Genomic DNA, 18,244 nt, shown 5'->3' with positions numbered 1-18,244 from the left:
TTTAAAAGCCCCTCGGAAACTTCATACTTAAATATGGGAGAGCTTTTGTCCGCCCTAATATAATACTTATTGCATGCAACACAGTACAAAATCTGCGATTCATCGGAGAAATATGAATAAATATTAAGCTCAGTGTTGCAGGCTTCGCATCGACGTATTCGATTGCGGTTTAGCCAATCAATAAATAGTTTCAGATTATCATCTCCTCCGTAAAACAAGGAATATCCTTCGCAAACTAACGTGTCCCGTAATTTCAACAACCTACGGATTTCTGCAATACAGAAATACTTTCCTTTAGGAACGCCCTGTTCTTTTCAATCCCTCTATTTTTACACCAGACAACAGCACTAAAAGCATCGTAAAAATTATAAAAGGGTAGTATTGTTTCCAAATCCATTAGAGGACGAATTGTTGAATATCCCTTTTTATACGAAATTCTACTTTGAGGATTCACTTCCCAAACATATCGGTTAATTTTTGTGAAATCAATTTCAGAGGATCCACCCCGTGCACTCTCAAAATCAATAATTCCAACAACCATATTATTATTTGTTAGTATATTACCTTGTCGAAAATCCATATGAACAACACACGGGCCATCAGGAGGAGGTAAAACTGAGAAAGCACCCTCAAAGTAATTAATACATTTTTCGAAAAGTCCTCTCTCAAGGACTTCCTTGCAAGGTTCTATAAATTTTTCAAAGCTATTTCTTATATAAAGTCTCCAATTGTTCTGATTAGAAAATTGAAAACCGTCTAATCCTTCCACACCATATCCCGGCATTTTAACTTCATGCAGGTTTGCGTGAAGTAACCCAATTTGAAATGCTAATTCATCGTCAATAGCACCTGTACATGGTATACCTTTAATCTCAGATAAAAGTAATGCACCAGAGATTAAGTCATCCCCACTCCAGAAGTCTAACACTTTTGGAACCGGTAATACCTCTCTCAACATTTCAAGCATACGATATTCGCGATATAGCTTATCCCTGTTATAAGGGATCTTCGCATACACCGTTTCTCCATTAGTAAGATTCAGCTTGTATACTTGTGAACTAAAGGACTCAGGAACATTATCTATACTTAATACATTAAGGTTAAATCTTTTTATGATCATTTCTACTAAGTTCAACTCGCACCTCACATGTTATGAATGAAATAGTAATTAGTTCAGCTATCTTTTTCTTAATTTTATTTGAACTATCCTAACCGTTAGTGCAATAGCTCTCAGGTAAATGACTGAAATCACTACTAGTACTATTGCAATTACGATATACAAATCAGTATCCTGCTCAAACATTAACCACATCTTGTATTCTATGTGTACTTGCTGTTTGGGTCGAAGTCCTTCACCGAATAGTTCTGTTGCTTGGTTAAGGTTATTCATTTCAATGGTTGAACTGCATGGACTACTGCTTGTTACGCCATCCACTTCGCTAATGTATATTAAGTATTTATTACCTTCCTTAAAATCAAAACCCCAAGTGTAGTCTGTTCCCACAATAATTTGAGAGTCAACTTCAGTATTCCAACTTCGTTCAACATCCACTAATATATATCTGATTTTCTCTTTTGGCCCCGCAAATCCTTCTTGTTTCAAATCAACCTTTATTTGTTTTACTTCACCATAAATAGCTCCACCGTAGACCTCTAGGGCTTCTTGGGGACTTCCTATCTCGACACAGGATAAAGCTTTAGCATCTTGTCCATTTGCAATAAAGAACGCGAATGTAAATAAACATATTAACGTGATTAAACGAAGATTCAATTTACCACCTGCTCTTATGATTTTATTTCATAACATCTTTATTGACTTTATTAATAGGTGAAATGTTGCACTAATTTTCCAGTTCCTTCAATGAAACAGGGAGTACACCTAGATGGTATGCTCCCTATTTGGGTGAGAATAGTATTCTGTTAGCCATGCATGCAGCGCAAGCGCCGCACCTAAGATGATAGAAGTTAATTAGCTATATTATTAAATTAACGCACCGGTAGCTTAATAATAACCTGCAACTCCTTATTTCTCCCAAAGCTCGATCAGTCGACCTTCTGGGTCTTCAATCCAAATAAACTTTCCAAATTCACTAATCTCTATTTTCTTTGCAAGAGGTACACCAATCTGTTCAAAATGCTTAATCGTCTCGTTTAGATCATGCACTTGGAAATTCAACATCACTTGTTGTTCTATTGGAAAATAACTGTCATCCTCGGTAAAGAAAGAAAAAATAGTCTCATTTCCCACTTGAGGTTTTATCACAGTCCCATTCCAATTCTCAATGTCAAGCTTCAACACCTCACTGTACCATTTTTTTGTAGCTTCAAGATTCTTAGTTCTCCAGAATATTCCTCCGAAACCTTTAATCATCGTATCTACATTCCTGTCTGCATTGAATTTTCTAATAATATACCCTTTAGGATTAAGGAGAATCCACCGTTAACCTCCAGTCATTACACCGAAGGTTAGTACTAACGGGGTATTCAAAATCACATTCACAATAAACGAGAAGCCAAGCATATAACAAATGGCATTAGAAGCAGGAGTGAAGTCTATCGGACCCTATAGTCGCTATTAACCATAATTCGGCTCATTTGAGAACCTATCGGACTCTATAGTCGCTATTGGCTCGAAAAGCCCTCATATCACGCATGTTTGGAACAAATAACGCCTCTGGGGTCCGAAACACTTCTTAAAAGTCAAAATTCAGCCGAATAGCTGCATCTGAGTCCGATCGCTCATGGTGAAGATAGCGTGTGGGAATACAATACGCACAACAAGCAGCATAGTCGCACATCCGGTATCACAAACGCCAAACCAGCAGCATAGTCACAAATTAGGTAACACAAACGCCAAACCAGCAGCCAAATAGCACATTCGGTAATCCAGACGCCCAACAGAGAAGCACCAATCAAGTATCCGAGTGTTCGTGTGTTCGTGTGTTCGTGTGTTCGTGTGTTCGTATGTTCGTGTGTTCGAGTGTTCGTGTATTCGAGTACGCAAATGTTCAAGGAGATACATCATGCTTCTTCCATGTGGAGAACATTCCTCTTAGCCCCACGCAGTGTCCGTTGCTCACTACTTCTCCTTCTTATGTAAATAATCTTCATTTTAGATTCTAGATTAGAATTATTTGCTATAATGTTCTCATGAAAAATAAAACTATCCTAAACAAATTAGCTATCATTCTACTTTTTATAAGCATTCTCTTTGGCCTACGCTGCATTTGGTTGAGTATATTTAAGGTTTCCGACACTGTACCTGTGATTAACAATGGGGTACTGGATTTACGCGGCCAGGATCTGGAGCAGGCTAACTTATTCAGGCTGGATGGTGAATGGAGCTTCTATCCTTCGCAATTCGTTTCATCGAAGACTTCTACTATACCAAAGCTATCCCACTCGCTTCAAGTTCCTGGAAATTGGAGCCATGTTATGGGAAGCGATCAGAATTCTTCTTATGGTTATGGTACGTATCGTCTGCGAATTTTGGTAGACCCGCTTCAGCAACCTGTCTCTTTCTGGATCAAACAAATTTATTCCGCTTCCAGTGTGGAGATTAACGGCACTCCTATTCTCAATAATGGGGTAATAGCTCTTGATGCCGATACATATGTACCCAAAACCACCTCATATACAGCAGCTTATTTTTCAAAAAACACCACAGTGATAGATGTATTTATTCACGTAGCTAACTTTGATCACCCCTATAAGGGCGGTATAAAAGGCCCTATTTTCTTTGGCTCTCAGGAACTCATTGACCGGACATACTTTTACACTGTCGGATTTCAAATGCTTACAGCAATTATCTTACTACTGCATGGGCTTTATGCCTGTATTCTGTACTTATTTAATCCTAAAGAACGTGCTCTGTTTCTTGTAGGGTTAATGACCTTATCTGTAGCTGTAATCCTTTTAGCTCGAAATGACAACTTAGTGCTTTCATTACTGCCGATTAATTATACTTGGTCCTTAAAAATCCGTTTGATCGCCTTCTTATGGCAAAACCTTTTTATTCTGCTTGTTTTCAGGAAATTCACCTCAGGTGCCAAAGTCAACAAGTGGTTACGTGCTTACACATGGTGTCTTTTCCTTTATACCTTGTTTATATTTATTGTCCCTGCTTATTTAGTCAGCACATCCATTCATTTGGGAATCATTCAAGTGTTCCAGTATATTCCCTTCATTTGGTTGCTCTATAGCTTAGGGCGCTTATTGTTCAAAAAGCAAGATGATAAAGATGTTGTTTTTCTGCTGTTATCAGGTGCGGCGATCGTTTCTAATTTGTTATGGAATTTGTGGGATAGTAACGGACACTATTCAATTGTCTATTATCCTTTGGATATTATCGCAGCCATCGTGGGCTTCTCAGCTTATTGGTTTAAAAAGTATTTTCAAAATGCTAAAGAGAACATGGAACTAAATGAGCAGCTGAAAAAAGCAGACAAACTTAAGGACCAGTTTCTCGCTAATACCTCACATGAGCTGCGTACACCGCTTCACGGAATCATGAATATCGCGCAAAATATTGTCACAAAAGAAAAGGACAGACTTTACGAAAGTAGCCGTCAAGATATGGAACTGCTGATTACAATCAGCCGCCGTATGTCTCATATGCTTGGTGATCTACTGGATGTGGTCCGTCTTCAGGAGCATCGTGTTATTTTACAACAGGAACCTATTTCGGTTCAATCGGTAGTTCCCGGTGTGATTAGTATGCTTCAATATATGATTGAAGGTAAGCCAGTACAGCTATCTATGGATATCCCGGAAGCTATGCCGCCAGTTCGTGCGGACGAGAAAAGACTGGTGCAGGTTTTATTAAATCTGGTGCACAACGCGCTCAAATACACCGAAGCAGGACTTGTAACTGTTAAGGCTGAGGAACAGGACGGACAGGTTCTTATCTATGTGACAGATACCGGAGTAGGCATGACTGAAGAGACTATGGCACGGATATTTCTACCCTATGAGCAAGGCCCTCACGGAATAAATGACGGGCGTGGAATTGGGCTGGGATTAAGCATATGCCGGCAGCTGGTAGAACTGCATGGAAGCAGCCTAAGCATTCAATCAGAGCTTGGTAAAGGTTCAACTTTTAGTTTCACACTCTCTCTTGCCGATTCTTACAGCGAACAGATAATAAAACAGACGGAACCTACAGTTTCGTATATGGCAGATGAGATTCATAGACAGATGGCTGAGTGGGGAATTTCCGAACATCAGCCAAGTAATCACTCTGAAAAAATTCCGCCGCTTTTTACAGAGATTAAGGTAAATATTCTGGTGGTAGATGATGATCCTGTCAATCTGAATGTACTAAAGGGTATTCTTGAAACCGAACCTTATATCATAACTACCGTGAACTCAGCCCATGAAGCATTGGAATTGTTGGATAAAAGGAACTGGGACTTACTTATTGGCGATGTTATGATGCCACAGATGTCGGGATACGAATTAACACAGAAGGTTCGTACTCGTTACTCCTTATATGAGCTTCCGATTCTACTGCTTACTGCCCGTAGTCAGCCTGAGGATATTTATACTGGATTTTTGTCCGGTGCCAATGATTATGTCACAAAACCTGTGGACGCAGTGGAGCTTAAATATCGTATTCGGGCTTTAACTGCAATGAAGCTATCCTTCAATGAACGGGTGCGGATAGAAGCAGCCTATCTACAAGCACAGATACAACCGCATTTTTTATTCAATACGTTGAACTCTATTGCCGCACTCAGTGATTTGGATACTAAAAAAATGCAGGAGCTCATTGGTGCGTTTACTTCTTTCTTAAGAATCAGTTTTGACTTTTTAAATATCGGAGAGCTCGTGAACCTCTCCCATGAACTGGAATTGGTAGAATCTTATCTTTATATTGAACAGACTCGATTTGCAGAAAGGATATCTGTTATCTGGAAGGTAGATCCGAATATTGACATCTTAATTCCTCCTCTATCCATCCAACCGTTGGTAGAAAATGCTGTTAAGCACGGTATACTTAAGCGCCAACAGGGTGGGACTGTTGAAATACGTATTATCCGTCTGCACAACGCTGTAAAGATTGAGGTGGAGGATAATGGGCAAGGTATGGATTCCGGGACCCTCTCTTTACTGCTGAAGCCAATGATGGAAGGCAAAGGTGGCATCGGGCTGGCCAACACCCATCGGAGGTTAAGTCAATTATATGGTCAAGGTCTCTCGATCCAGAGTAAGCCTGGAGAAGGCACCTTGGTATCCTTTGTTGTACCAGAGGACAGTGATAACTTTTCAAGCAAAAAAGCCGCTCCATAATGAAGTGCTCCCTGTCAAGTGGACAGTGTAAAAAACAAAAATAGTTAGTTTAGATACCTCAGTTCGTATTGCCAGAACTGAGGTATCTTCGTTATGCAGCTCGTCGGTATTCGCTAGGTGACAAGCCATCCAAACACTCTGTGTAGCGGTAATTATTGTAGTAGTGAATATATTTGCTAACCTCTGTGAGGACATCATCATAGGTGTCATACTTTGTAAGATAATAGCTTTCTGACTTGTATGTACCCCAAAAACGCTCAATAGGTTGGTTGTCCAAACACCGACTCACACGAGACATGCTTTTCTTAAATCCGTATTTTACATGAAGTCGGTTGTACTCATGAGACGTGTACTGGAAGCCTCTGTCGCTTTGTAAAAGAGGGGATACGCCAGGATTCTTCGCGTAAGCCCTCTTCAACGTATCCATCACGAGTTTATTGTTGTTGGAATGGCTTAATACCCATGAGACAATGGAATTATCATATACATCAATAATAGCGCTCAAATAGGCTTTGCGCCCATTCCCGTACTTCAGTTCAGTCACATCTGTACACCATTTTGAATTAGGAGAATTGGCATCAAAGTTACGGTTCATTACATTTTCAACTACATGGATCTCCGTAGCTTTCACATAACTCGCTCGTTTTCTGCGAATGACTGCTTTAAGCCCAAGAGCACACATAATTCGGTAATAACGCTTTTTGTTGTACTGCTTTTTGAGCTTTCGGTTTAATTGCGTGCGCATTTGACGATAGCCAAGAATCCCTTTTCGCTTGTCATATCGTAGCTTTACTTCTTTCGCTAACGCACGAGTTTCAAGTTCTATGCAAGAGGGTTTCCATTTTAACCACTTGTAATAGGCAGATCGAGCAACCCCAGCTAACGCACACAACTTCGTAATTGCGTGACCTTTTTCTTTGTTCAGTTCTTGAATCGCTTGATACAAGTTTACTTGTCGAACGAGGGTTAGCGTGTATTTCGTCGCTTGATCTCCGCCAACTTTTTTGCGAAGTCATTCTCCATCTCTAGGTATTCATTTCGCGCTTCTAGCTCTTTAATCCGTAGTTTAAGGCGGTCATGCTCATCTAGTTCTTCTACAGGCTTTTTGCGACCGCGATTGTCCTGAAGAGCCTCCTCGCGGCCAACTTGATATTTCCGAACCCATGCGTAAACTTGCTGATAAGATACTCCGTACTTTTCAATCGCTTTCTGATAATCCAATCCATTAGCGATGGTATATTGTGCAATTTCAATGCGTTCTTCGAAAGTTGTTTTACGTCCTTGGTTCATATGAGATAGTCCTTTTCCTGTATGTGTAGGTTTCAATTCTATCTCATTAGTATACTTGGTAATCCATTTTGTCAAAACACTTCTGCTTGAAATATAATGCTTGTTTGTCACCTCTTCAACGGAGCAACGACCAGACAACACTTCGTTAACAGCAGCAAGCTTCAATTCCTTTGGGTATGATTTCCATGTTCTCGATTCCCTCAACCCGTCCAAACCATCTGCTTTATATTTCCTAATCCATTCTCTAACTGTGTGTGAACTAAGACCTAGCTGCTTTGCCTCATAGTTTGGATTTGACTTGTGCTCAAGGCACAGCCCTACGACATGTAATTTTACTTTTAAAGATGTTGGACTTCTATTAGACATTAGAAAAACTCCCATCATTGTAGCAGTAGAAGTTTTTGTTTTTTCTACTGTCTACTATGATGGGAGCTTATCATAAGGAGTGGCTTTTTTGTATCGTTATCTATATCCTTTTAGAGTAAGCTTAAAAAATAGTCGGCACCATTCCCCCATCCATGCGAATTGGAGAACCTTTAAATGCAGAGGCATAAGGACTGCATACAAATGCTGCTAGTCTGCCTATTTCAAAAGGTTTAGTAAATCGTTGTATTTCAGATTGAGGAAGATTTGTAGTCATGAATTTTCTTTCTTTTTCTGAAAAAGTCATATCTTCATTGGAGTATATCCCATCAATAATTTGATGCACATTTTCAGAAAGTGTTGGTCCTGGCATGATTGTATTGACTGTAACTTCAGTTCCTATCGTTAACTTAGATAAGCTTTTTGACAATGATAATAACATTGATTTGGTCATTGCATATTGAGGCATTTGGCCTGAAGGCATAATGGCTTCTTCACTAGCAATAAAGAGAACTCGGCCATAATCTTTTTGTAACATTTTAGGTAAATAGAATTTTGTTAATCCATTCGCAGCAAGGACATTAGTACGGATGTATTTTTCAAATATTTCGTCGTCAACGTCCTCATATTTCATAATTTCATAGATACCCATATTATTAACTAAAACATCTATATTAGGGTATTTTTCGAATAAGGCTTCTCTTTGCGCAATATCCACAATATCCGCTGTAGCATTTTGTGGAGAGGTAGCCGGGAAATTCGACTTTATTTCATTTACAGTCTGTTCTACCTGATCATAATTCCGTCCATTAATTAGTACATTAACTCCTTCTTTAGCGAGTTCAATGGCGATTGCTTTACCAATACCTTTTGTTGATCCTGTAATTAAAGCTGTTTTATTATTTAATCCCATATCCATATTACATTTCTCCTTTTATCCCGGCGTGCTGAGTAGTTGTCATTTTAAGAACAGTCCTGTGTGCCGGCTAGGATTATATTATCGTACCGGGGTTGTTCAGTAACTAGCGGATTGCGCCAAAGTTCTTGTTTAACACGCCAATGATAAAACTCTGAAAATACTGTCTTTATGAAGAGGGTATCGTGTTTAAACCTAAATGTTCATTACGCCAATTTGAAGGAGTATCACCTTCCCAAAGACGAAAGGCACGGTAGAACGAGTTCTGGTCTTCATATCCAATCAAGAAAGCCACTTCTTTAATATCAAGCGAAGGATCTGCCAGATACTCTCGTGCTTGCTCATGTCTAGCTTGTGTCAGCAATTGCTTGAAGCTTGTGTTTTCTTCAGTAAGCCTGCGTTGCAAGGTACGGTCACTCATACTTAATACCTTCGCAACAGCTTGAATGTCAGGGCGTCCTCCGCTGAAGCTGCGTTTCATGATCCATTTGACCCTCTCGGTTATAGAGCGTGTGCCCTTCTGTTCAGCAAGCGTCCGGTCCAAAACGGGAGTCAGAATCTCCAGCAGCTCTTCGTTGTACGAGATAAAAGGATGATTCAAATCATTTCGACGCAACGTCAAACGATTATATTGAGCATCTATCTGAATTCGGCAGCCGAAATAAGCTTCAAGAATCTTTACATTTCCTATAGGCTGTGAAAACTCGACAAGCTGTGCTGTCAAAGGTAGACCTGTGCCTCGCCGTCCGAGTTCTAGAAGAAATGCCAAAGTGAGGCCGAGCAGCAGCGGTGGACCAGAATGCCCGGGATGCTGCCATTCCAATTCGATTGTACATAGCTCGCCTTCCTCGGTAATACGCAAGCTTTTAGGAGGGCACATTTGTTTGTATCGTACCATTCGGTTAAGAGCATCGCGATAGTCCTTAGCATGGTATGTTGCTAAAACCGTCGGCGGATATTGTGTGGTTTCAAAGACGGTTGCAAGCTTAATGATTCCTTCGGCAGTATCCCCAATGAGATCGTTATATGCCTGCCAGACTGCGAAATATTGAGCAGTGGTGACTTCTGACTCTCTGAGATGGCTAAGTGGAAGATTTGCTTTGCTGGCTACATCTTGTGCAGTTATCCCTAATTGACTTAATCCAGCCCAAAATCCTGGTGGGATTTTAATTTGATCAGAGGTATGAGACTTCATACATATGGACCTCCTTTATTAAGAACTCCAGCACGCTTGGGCAAGCAGTTCGAACGAATGCAATCGTTTCTCATAATCTGGAATCATGGTAACGATAATGAATTCATTAACTCCATACAAAAGAGATAACCGTTCCAACTTACCTTTAACACTTTCCGGAGTACCTACCAGCAGCTTGCGTTCCAAGGGCTCAGACTTCGCTTCGGCAGAACCTTCTTGTTGGAATAATGCCGTACCAGATGAGGCCAATCGCTCTGCCTCTTCCTCAGTCTCGGCGCAAATGACGCCAACAGCAACCATGGCCCGCGGTTCAGGAGAAAGTGAAGAAGGAGTAAATGTTTCACGGTAAGCTTGCAAAACCTCCTCCCCTGCTACATCGCTCATGAACTGGCCGAACACATAACCTGCTCCAAACTCGGCAGCATATGCCGCGCTTTTCTTGTTTGTACCCAGCAGCCATAGCTCTGGAGATACGGGTGGGACCGGCCGGGCGGTTATTGAACGTCCTTCATAGGAATAGTTGCCCTGTAATAATTCAGTGACGCCTTTAAGCAGTTCTGGCATTTTCCAAACATTTTCGAGAAAATTTCCACTCAGTGCTAAACTTACTTCAGCAGTACCGCCGGGAGCTCTGCCTAATCCAAGGTCGATGCGTCCCGGGTACAAACTGGCCAGCAAATGAAATGCTTCCACCACCTTTAGCGGCTTATAATGTGGCAGCAATAAAGCCCCTGAGCCAAGGCGAATGTGTGCTGTTTTCGCTCCAATATGCGATAAAAGCACCTCCGTAGAGGTACATGCTAATCCCGGCATATCATGATGTTCAGCAACCCAATAACGAGAATATCCCAGTCTTTCTGCTGTCTGAGCCAGCTTCACTGCTTGTCCCAATGCGGTAATAGCATCCACCGTATTAAAAACAGGTACGAGATCTAATACACTAAGCTTAATGGATGTTCTTGTCATGATTAAGTCCTACTCGAGGGTTTCGGTAAAATTCGATCATATCGATAAAAATAAGCTTGTAATCAACTGCAACCGCGGCCAGATCATACATTCGGCCATGGCCGTCTTCTTTGGAGGCAAAAACAACATCGTGCCGCAGCTTATCCATAATCATTTTGCCGATGAACTGATGCTCGTATTCCGCGTACTTCTTTTTGAAAGCTTCATTAAACTCCCACAGCTCTTGGTAAGACCGCTCTAGCATTGCGTTTACCAAAGTCAGCTCATTGCCCTCTTTTTGTACAGCTACGTAATAATTTCCGCGATCATCCTTGATCAAATCCTTATATAACTCAACATTCAAAGTTAACGTCTCCTCTCTGATTACCTAGGACTCAATTTTATAGGCTTGCAGTCAGCACCGTTGGCTCTGTCGTGATTTCTACATTTCCTGCAACGGCTCTGGAGATCATGCAGGAGCCTTCTGCTTTATGGGCAATACGGATGGTTTTATCGATATCGTCCTGTGACGCATCTTTGGTAAGGGTGATTAGGGGTGAATGTTTGATGGCTTCATATGTAAAAATGTTATTCGTTACATCGACCGTCGCCTCTGAGGTTAACGTCAGCTCTGAAGTCGTAAGCCCTGCCCGCTCCAGCATTGCTGCAAGTGTAATGAGATAACAGGTTGCTGCTGCTCCCAAAAGCATCTCATCCGGATTCGTTCCTACACCGGGTCCTCCCATTTCCTTCGGAATGGAGATTTGAGTCTTAAGCTGTCCAGCTTCAATAGTTCCGTCACTGTTACGGCCACCGTTCCATACGGCGTTCAATACAAATGGGTGCTTCATTTTTATATATCCTCCCTAGCTTGATATTGCATGATATATTTTTCATCGAATACTTTACATGCTAACATAGAAGAATGTGGTGAACAAACAGGCTCAGGCCTACTATTCATGAAACTTATCTATAAATTAAAATCCAGGAGGTTCTACTATCATGATAAACGACACGGATATCAAACATCTCAAGCGTTGTATTGAACTTGCCCGAATTGCACTAGAAGCTGGGGACGAACCCTTTGGTTCAGTCCTTGTATCAGCAAGTGGAGAAGTGCTGGCGGAAGACCGCAACCATGTAGGTAGCGGTGACCATACTCAGCATCCCGAATTCGCTTTAGCCCGCTGGGCAGCTCAGAATATGACACTGGAAGAACGTAAGCAGGCAACAGTGTATACCTCCGGAGAACATTGCCCTATGTGTGCAGCGGCACACGGTTGGGTTCGTTTAGGACGAATTGTATATGCCAGTTCCTCGAAGCAATTATCGGCGTGGTTAAATGATATGGGAATTGCAGCATCACCCGTCCGTAATTTAAGGATTCAAGAGGTTATTCACGATGCGTTCGTAGATGGCCCTGTACCGGATCTTGCAGAACAAGTACGGGAGCTTCATCTACAATTTCACGAGAAAAGACTTCTTCAGTAATACGAAGAATCAAAAATATTTTATTTTTCCGTAAAAAAAGAACCTTCGGATAAAGGTTCTTCGGCTGTCGAGAAAGTCTCGGCAGCTTTATTTATGTCCAGAAAAGGGTGATTTCACATCCCTTTACCTTTTATTATTCTTAATTACTTCGCTAAAGCGGTCAGGGAAATTTGTATGTACACCATCTACACCCCAAATTACGGCTTTATCCATATTCACTTGATAATTCACAGTATATGGAAACACCTTTAGCCCTGAATTTTTTGCCTGCGCGACATATGCCGCATTTATTTTTTGAAAGTTAGGACTTATGCCTACCGCATAAGTTTTTAATCTATTCACATAGGATTCTGATATTTTATAAACAGGAAAATCATACCATACAATTTGATAAAGAGGGACTGCTGGATTTATGGAATGGAATCTACGTAAACTCGCTTCACTAAATGAATGTATAGCAACATGAGCCGACAGATCATAATTTAAGATTTCTTCATTTAACAATGCCTCGATGTTCGAATTCGACGTGGGATCTTTAATCTCAATCATATAGTCCACTTCTTTTCCGAACCTTTCAAATACCTCTTTTAGTGTCGGAATACGTAAATCTACATATTTATCTCTAGCGAACATGGGATATTGTTCATTAAACCATGATCCCGCGTCTAATTTTGAGATCTGCTCTAAAGTAAAATCCTTTACATACCCTTTAGCATTCGTGGTGCGATTTACGGTCCCATCATGAATAACAACAGGAACATGATCTTTTGTTAACTGAATGTCTAACTCGATATAATCGGTCTTCATATCAATAGCTAGTTCGAATGCAGGTATTGTATTCTCAGGAGCATATCCTGAAGCACCACGGTGAGCGATTGTATATACTTTATCCGCAGGCATGATAATTTCCTTTACTTTAATGCGAATCCAGGGGGAATAAGCATACAAAGAGGTGAACAATAAGATTAACAAAAGCACATGTATACCTATAAAGTAGATTCTAGAATTTTGAATTTTTTGCATTAAGCTGACCTCATCTTTTAATAAATATAATGTAGAATACTTGGTGACTTTCGCTCTAACATTCATTCTTGTGTAAAATTATGATTTATATTCCCTTATGTTAATCCCACCTCAATGTATTTGTAAGGTCAAAGCTTGGAGATTTCTATTGTACCAGATTATCTAGAGAAAATATTGCGAGGCAGCATAAATGGGAAAGGGTCTGCAAGGTCAAGAAGCAACATCTAAACTTTGTGGGGTATAAACTATAGTTGCTATATATACAGAGTCCTAAAGTTCTTATACCATTAACTTTGTAAGCGATTAACTTTATAGGAGGAAATGACTTGACAAAGCCAGTGCAACCCAATGAACCTCTCGTAACTCATATTTATACTGCGGATCCTTCTGCTCATGTATTTGAAGGCAAGATTTATATTTATCCCTCTCATGACCTGGATCACGATATGATCTCTAATGACAACGGTGATCAATATAATATGGAGGATTACCATGTTCTGTCTATTGATGGAGATGGCTCCCCTTGTATCGACCACGGTGAAGTACTTCATGTGAAGGATGTTTCATGGGCTAAACAGCAAATGTGGGCTCCGGATGCAGCATACAAAAACAATACCTACTATTTGTTTTTCCCAGCCCGAGACCATGATGATATTTTCCGAATCGGGGTTGCCACCTCAACTTCACCTTCCGGACCCTTTACACCTGAACCGAACTACATTCCCGGCAGTTATAGCATTGATCCCGCTGTTTTCGTTGATGATAATGGCAAATCATATATATACTTTGGGGGTCTTTGGGGCGGTCAACTTGAAAAATGGCAAACCGGCTCATTTGTTGCGAATGCCGAGGGACCGGCTGAAACGGCACCAGCTCTTGGACCTATCGTAGCGGAGCTGAGCGAGGACATGCTGAGCTTTGAAGGTGCGCCTAGAGAAATATCCATCATCGATACGAACGGAAATGCGATTCTTGCTGGAGATGAAGAGAGAAGATATTTTGAAGGTCCATGGGTTCATAAATATAACGGTTATTATTATCTTTCTTATTCCACGGGAACTACCCATAATATTGTATACGCTATCAGTAAAGATCCGCTTGGGCCTTTTGTATATCAAGGAAAAATACTTACACCCGTCCTGGGCTGGACAACACACCATTCTATTGTTCAGTTTAAAGAGAAGTGGTATTTATTTTATCATGATAGTTCTTTATCTGGTGGTGCTGACAACAAGCGATCTGTAAAATATACGGAGCTGAAATACAACGATGATGGCACCATTCAAACCATCCATCCTTAGTTTTTATTGAAATGGAGTGCATGCTGGAGTGCACAGGAGGGGAAATATCATGCCAATGACACAACAAGGTGCTTTTTATACGGGGAAATATCGCAATTTATTTAAGGAGTTTGGCTTTTCTGAAGATGAAATCAACGCTAAACTCGAAGAAACTTGGAGTGATTTGTTTTACGGAGATCCGAACGTACGAATCTACTATCCGCTGGACGAGGATAAAAGCTATATTCTGGATACAGGTAATCTGGATGTTAGGTCTGAAGGAATGTCCTACGGGATGATGATGGCTGTTCAAATGAATAAAAAAGATGAGTTTGATCGTTTATGGAACTTCTCTAAGACGTTTATGCAGCACAAAGAAGGCCGTTATGCCGATTACTTTGCTTGGCACTGCAAGCCTGACGGTACAAGAATTTCACAAGGACCCGCACCGGACGGGGAAGAGTTTTTCGCCATGGCTTTGTTTTTTGCCTCAAAACGTTGGGGGAACGGTCCGGCACCTTATAATTATTCCGAGCAGGCTCGAATAATATTGCGTGCTTGTGTACATAAAACTGAAACAGGCGCTGGTGACTCAATGTGGGACGCGGAAACGAAACTGATTAAATTCGTACCGGAATCCACCTTCAGTGATCCATCTTACCATCTCCCCCATTTCTATGATTTGTTCGCTTTGTGGGCTGATGAAGGTGACCATATATTTTGGCGAGAAGCGGCGGAAGCCAGCCGCACATATCTACACACTACATGCCATCCTATAACTGGTCTCGCTCCCGAATATGCCAATTTTAACGGCACCCCGGCAGAACCCCAGCCTCATGGTGATTTCAGCCATTTTTTCAGTGATGCTTACCGGGTTGCGGCTAATATCGGTCTGGACTGGGTATGGTTCCAAAAGGACAGCTGGCAGGTCAATCAATGTAACCGAATTCAAGCTTTTTTTAGGAATATCGAAGTTTCCAATTACCGGCGGTACACCATTGAGGGACAGGCATTCGACGAACCGGCGCTGCATCCAGTAGGCCTTTTGGCGACCAATGCCATGGCTTCGCTTGCTTCGGATGGCCCGGAGGCAGAGCATTTTGTCCGTTTGTTTTGGGATACACCTTTGCGAACTGGACAACGTCGTTATTATGATAACTGTCTGTACTTCTTTAGTTTACTAGCCCTAAGTGGAAACTATCGCATTTATTGAAGTATATCGAACAAAACAATAGGACTCCATTCCTCGAAAAGGTCGAGGAATGGAGTCCTATTAATCGTAATAAAGCTTTGCTATTATTTAATTACTACATATTCCAAGTTAACAAGTTTTGCGTAAGCAATAATTTGGTCTGTTGTAAGAGTTAAAGAAACAACGGTGTGGTGACCGCCACCATTTTCGATCCAAGCTTTTACCCCGTCTTGGAAGTTTGGTTTAACATTCCAAAGCACACGAGCTACTGGAAGGTTTGGAGCTGGAACAGTTGGTTCAAAAGCAGTCACTTCGTTGATCAAAAGTTTGTAATGCGTACCGAAGTCAGCCATGGAAACCACTACACCGTCTCCTGCTTTACCGTCAAATACTAAACGGGCTGGATCGTCTTTGCCACCAATACCTAGTGGAGACACGATGATTTTTGGTTTGTTGCTTGCCAAAGTTGGATCTACTTCAAGCATATGGGATTGAAGAATAGATTCTTGTCCAACCGTCAATTCATAGGTGTAATCTTCCATAAAGCCAGTGGATTGGTTATGGCTCATCACTTTAAGTAAGCGGTCGAGAGCTGCAGTCTTCCAGTCTCCTTCTCCAGCAAAACCATATCCTTGTGCCATCAAACGTTGAACAGCAAGTCCTGGAAGTTGTTTCATTCCATGTAAATCTTCGAAGTTTGAGGTGAAGGCATTGTAGCCACCTTGATCAAGGAAACGTTTGATAGCAATTTCATAGCTTGCTTGAACTCTTACGCTAGCTTCCCATGCTTCTTTGCTGTTAGTGCCATAGTCGAATTCATACAGCTCTGCATATTCAGCAAACAAACCATCGATTTCTTCTTCTTTAACTTCATTAATGACTTGAACCAGGTCACCAATACCAAAGTAGTCAACCGTCCAGCCAAATTGAATTTGGGCTTCAACTTTATCTCCTTCAGTTACACCAACGTTACGCATGTTGTCACCAAAACGAGCAACTTTGATATTGAAGCTTTCGTTATAAGCAACGGCTACGTCCATCCATTCTGCAATTTGCTTTTGAACTTCAGGGCGTTCCCAATAGCCTACAACCACTTTGTTTTGTTTGTTCAAACGGGCGTTAATAAAACCATATTCACGGTCACCATGAGCTGCTTGGTTTAGATTCATGAAGTCCATATCTATTGTTGCCCATGGAATACTTTCATTATATTGCGTAGCTAGATGAAGCAAAGGTTTTTGCAGCATTTTTGTTCCGCGGATCCACATTTTTGCAGGTGAGAAAGTATGCATCCAAGTGATGACACCGGCAACTTCGTCACGGTAGTTAACTTCTTTCATAATGTTGGTGATTTTATCTGCGCTGACAGCCAAATCCTGCAATACTAGTGGGTAAGGCAAAACTCCGCTTTTATTCAAAGCATCTGTCATCGTCTGTGCGTGCGCTTTAACTTCAGCCAATGCTTCTTCCCCATAAAGATGTTGCGAACCTACGACAAACCAAAATTCTTTTGCTACTGCTGTTGACATATTCATCCTCTTTTCATCATTTTGTAGTTTGATTATTTTTGACCGTAATAAGCGTCTTTCCCATGTTTGCGCAAGTAATGTTTATCTAGAATACGTTGTGGCAATTCTTCCGCAAAATGGTTCAACTCTCTAGCAAATAAATTCATTTTTGATACTTCATCCAACACTACGCTGTTCATTACAGCGGATTTTGCATTTTTCCCCCAAGTAAAGGGTCCGTGGCCTTTAAGCAAAACACCGGGAACCGCCATAATATCTATCCCGCGTTGTTCAAAGGTTTCGATGATTACATTACCTGTTTCCGCTTCGTAACCCCGATCGATTTCCTCTTGCGTCAAGAAACGCGCACAAGGAATGGAGCCATAGAATGTATCAGCGTGCGTAGTTCCCATTACAGGAACGTCAAGTCCTGCTTGTGCCCAAATAGTTGCCCAAGTGGAATGTGTATGCACGATTCCGCCAATTTCGGAGTAATGTTTATAAAGTACTGCGTGAGTAGGTGTATCGGAGGAAGGTCTCATCTCCCCTTCAACCACATTGCCATCCAGATCAACAACTACCATATCGCTGGCTTTCATTGTTTCATAATCTACACCACTAGGTTTGATTACGAATAATCCACTTTCGCGATCAATTGCACTCACATTTCCCCATGTATACTTGATAAGTCCATGTTTCGGCAATTCCAGATTGGCTTGAAAAACCTCTTCTTTAAGTTGTTCTAACATC

Annotated in this window: 17 protein-coding genes; 4 read left to right on the top strand and 13 right to left on the bottom strand. The window is 41.2% G+C overall.

Translation table 11 applies throughout. The features are described 5' to 3' along the window. Positions 1 to 253 precede the first annotated feature (253 nt). The 3 genes from MHH86_RS15400 to MHH86_RS15390 all read right to left on the bottom strand — a co-directional run bounded on the left by MHH86_RS15400 (position 254) and on the right by MHH86_RS15390 (position 2,371). Positions 254 to 1,135: a phosphotransferase gene (locus MHH86_RS15400; protein WP_036677327.1), complete on the bottom strand. Its 882-nt coding sequence runs from the start codon at positions 1,133 to 1,135 to the stop codon at positions 254 to 256. Between the two features lie 42 nt (positions 1,136 to 1,177). Continuing rightward, complete coding sequence (locus MHH86_RS15395; RefSeq protein ID WP_076317050.1) at positions 1,178 to 1,771, bottom strand: hypothetical protein; 594 nt, start codon at positions 1,769 to 1,771, stop codon at positions 1,178 to 1,180. A gap of 252 nt (positions 1,772 to 2,023) precedes the next feature. Further along, a complete protein-coding gene (locus tag MHH86_RS15390; RefSeq protein ID WP_076125591.1) occupies positions 2,024 to 2,371 on the bottom strand; it encodes a VOC family protein in 348 nt (115 codons plus the stop codon). A gap of 893 nt (positions 2,372 to 3,264) precedes the next feature. Here MHH86_RS15390 and MHH86_RS15385 point away from each other — a divergent pair. After that, entirely contained in the window at positions 3,265 to 6,291 is a 3,027-nt protein-coding gene (locus MHH86_RS15385) for an ATP-binding protein (protein ID WP_342479773.1), read from the top strand. Between the two features lie 91 nt (positions 6,292 to 6,382). Here MHH86_RS15385 and MHH86_RS15380 read toward each other — a convergent pair whose 3' ends face one another. From MHH86_RS15380 to MHH86_RS15350, 7 genes are all read right to left on the bottom strand, one after another. Next, positions 6,383 to 7,237, bottom strand: coding sequence for an IS3 family transposase (locus MHH86_RS15380; protein WP_081383579.1), 855 nt, complete (start codon positions 7,235 to 7,237; stop codon positions 6,383 to 6,385). Positions 7,238 to 7,257: 20 nt separating this feature from the next. Further along, positions 7,258 to 7,947 (bottom strand): helix-turn-helix domain-containing protein, encoded by a 690-nt coding sequence (locus MHH86_RS15375; RefSeq protein ID WP_036683516.1) that lies wholly within the window; start codon positions 7,945 to 7,947, stop codon positions 7,258 to 7,260. A 121-nt stretch (positions 7,948 to 8,068) separates the two neighbouring features. After that, on the bottom strand, positions 8,069 to 8,863 hold the full coding sequence (locus tag MHH86_RS15370) for an SDR family oxidoreductase (protein ID WP_076317330.1): 795 nt from the start codon (positions 8,861 to 8,863) through the stop codon (positions 8,069 to 8,071). Between the two features lie 166 nt (positions 8,864 to 9,029). Further along, positions 9,030 to 10,055 (bottom strand): helix-turn-helix domain-containing protein, encoded by a 1,026-nt coding sequence (locus MHH86_RS15365; RefSeq protein ID WP_342479772.1) that lies wholly within the window; start codon positions 10,053 to 10,055, stop codon positions 9,030 to 9,032. Positions 10,056 to 10,073: 18 nt separating this feature from the next. Beyond that, a complete protein-coding gene (locus MHH86_RS15360; RefSeq protein ID WP_076099231.1) occupies positions 10,074 to 11,021 on the bottom strand; it encodes an LLM class flavin-dependent oxidoreductase in 948 nt (315 codons plus the stop codon). Next, positions 11,002 to 11,364, bottom strand: a complete 363-nt coding sequence (locus MHH86_RS15355) for a hypothetical protein (RefSeq protein WP_076141221.1) — start codon at positions 11,362 to 11,364, stop codon at positions 11,002 to 11,004. The genes MHH86_RS15360 and MHH86_RS15355 overlap by 20 nt, the downstream gene beginning before the upstream one ends. Positions 11,365 to 11,401: 37 nt before the next feature. Next, a complete protein-coding gene (locus MHH86_RS15350) occupies positions 11,402 to 11,851 on the bottom strand; it encodes an OsmC family protein (RefSeq protein ID WP_076105707.1) in 450 nt (149 codons plus the stop codon). A gap of 151 nt (positions 11,852 to 12,002) precedes the next feature. On the opposite strand from MHH86_RS15350, the gene MHH86_RS15345 reads away from it, so the two are divergent. Next, a complete protein-coding gene (locus tag MHH86_RS15345; RefSeq protein ID WP_076105706.1) occupies positions 12,003 to 12,491 on the top strand; it encodes a nucleoside deaminase in 489 nt (162 codons plus the stop codon). 123 nt (positions 12,492 to 12,614) lie between these two features. Here the strand turns inward: MHH86_RS15345 and MHH86_RS15340 are convergent, their stop codons facing one another. After that, entirely contained in the window at positions 12,615 to 13,580 is a 966-nt protein-coding gene (locus tag MHH86_RS15340) for a glycerophosphodiester phosphodiesterase (RefSeq protein WP_080742497.1), read from the bottom strand. A gap of 260 nt (positions 13,581 to 13,840) precedes the next feature. On the opposite strand from MHH86_RS15340, the gene MHH86_RS15335 reads away from it, so the two are divergent. Beyond that, positions 13,841 to 14,815, top strand: coding sequence for a glycoside hydrolase family 43 protein (locus MHH86_RS15335; protein WP_076141220.1), 975 nt, complete (start codon positions 13,841 to 13,843; stop codon positions 14,813 to 14,815). Positions 14,816 to 14,864: 49 nt separating this feature from the next. Beyond that, on the top strand, positions 14,865 to 16,007 hold the full coding sequence (locus MHH86_RS15330; RefSeq protein ID WP_076141219.1) for a glycosyl hydrolase family 8: 1,143 nt from the start codon (positions 14,865 to 14,867) through the stop codon (positions 16,005 to 16,007). Positions 16,008 to 16,090: 83 nt separating this feature from the next. Here MHH86_RS15330 and araA read toward each other — a convergent pair whose 3' ends face one another. Together araA and MHH86_RS15320 are read right to left on the bottom strand one after the other, a co-directional pair. Further along, positions 16,091 to 17,515: an L-arabinose isomerase gene (araA, locus tag MHH86_RS15325; RefSeq protein WP_038571054.1), complete on the bottom strand. Its 1,425-nt coding sequence runs from the start codon at positions 17,513 to 17,515 to the stop codon at positions 16,091 to 16,093. 32 nt (positions 17,516 to 17,547) lie between these two features. Then, positions 17,548 to 18,243 carry an L-ribulose-5-phosphate 4-epimerase gene (locus MHH86_RS15320; RefSeq protein ID WP_036677359.1) on the bottom strand — a complete coding sequence of 232 codons (696 nt, stop codon included), beginning with the start codon at positions 18,241 to 18,243 and terminating at the stop codon, positions 17,548 to 17,550. Position 18,244: the final 1 nt, after the last annotated feature.

The organism is Paenibacillus sp. FSL F4-0097 (genome assembly GCF_038593125.1).
Taxonomy (GTDB): domain Bacteria; phylum Bacillota; class Bacilli; order Paenibacillales; family Paenibacillaceae; genus Paenibacillus_AQ; species Paenibacillus_AQ odorifer.
The sequence above is the reverse complement of the archived record's forward strand: the minus strand, read 5'-3'. Positions and strand labels throughout refer to the sequence as shown.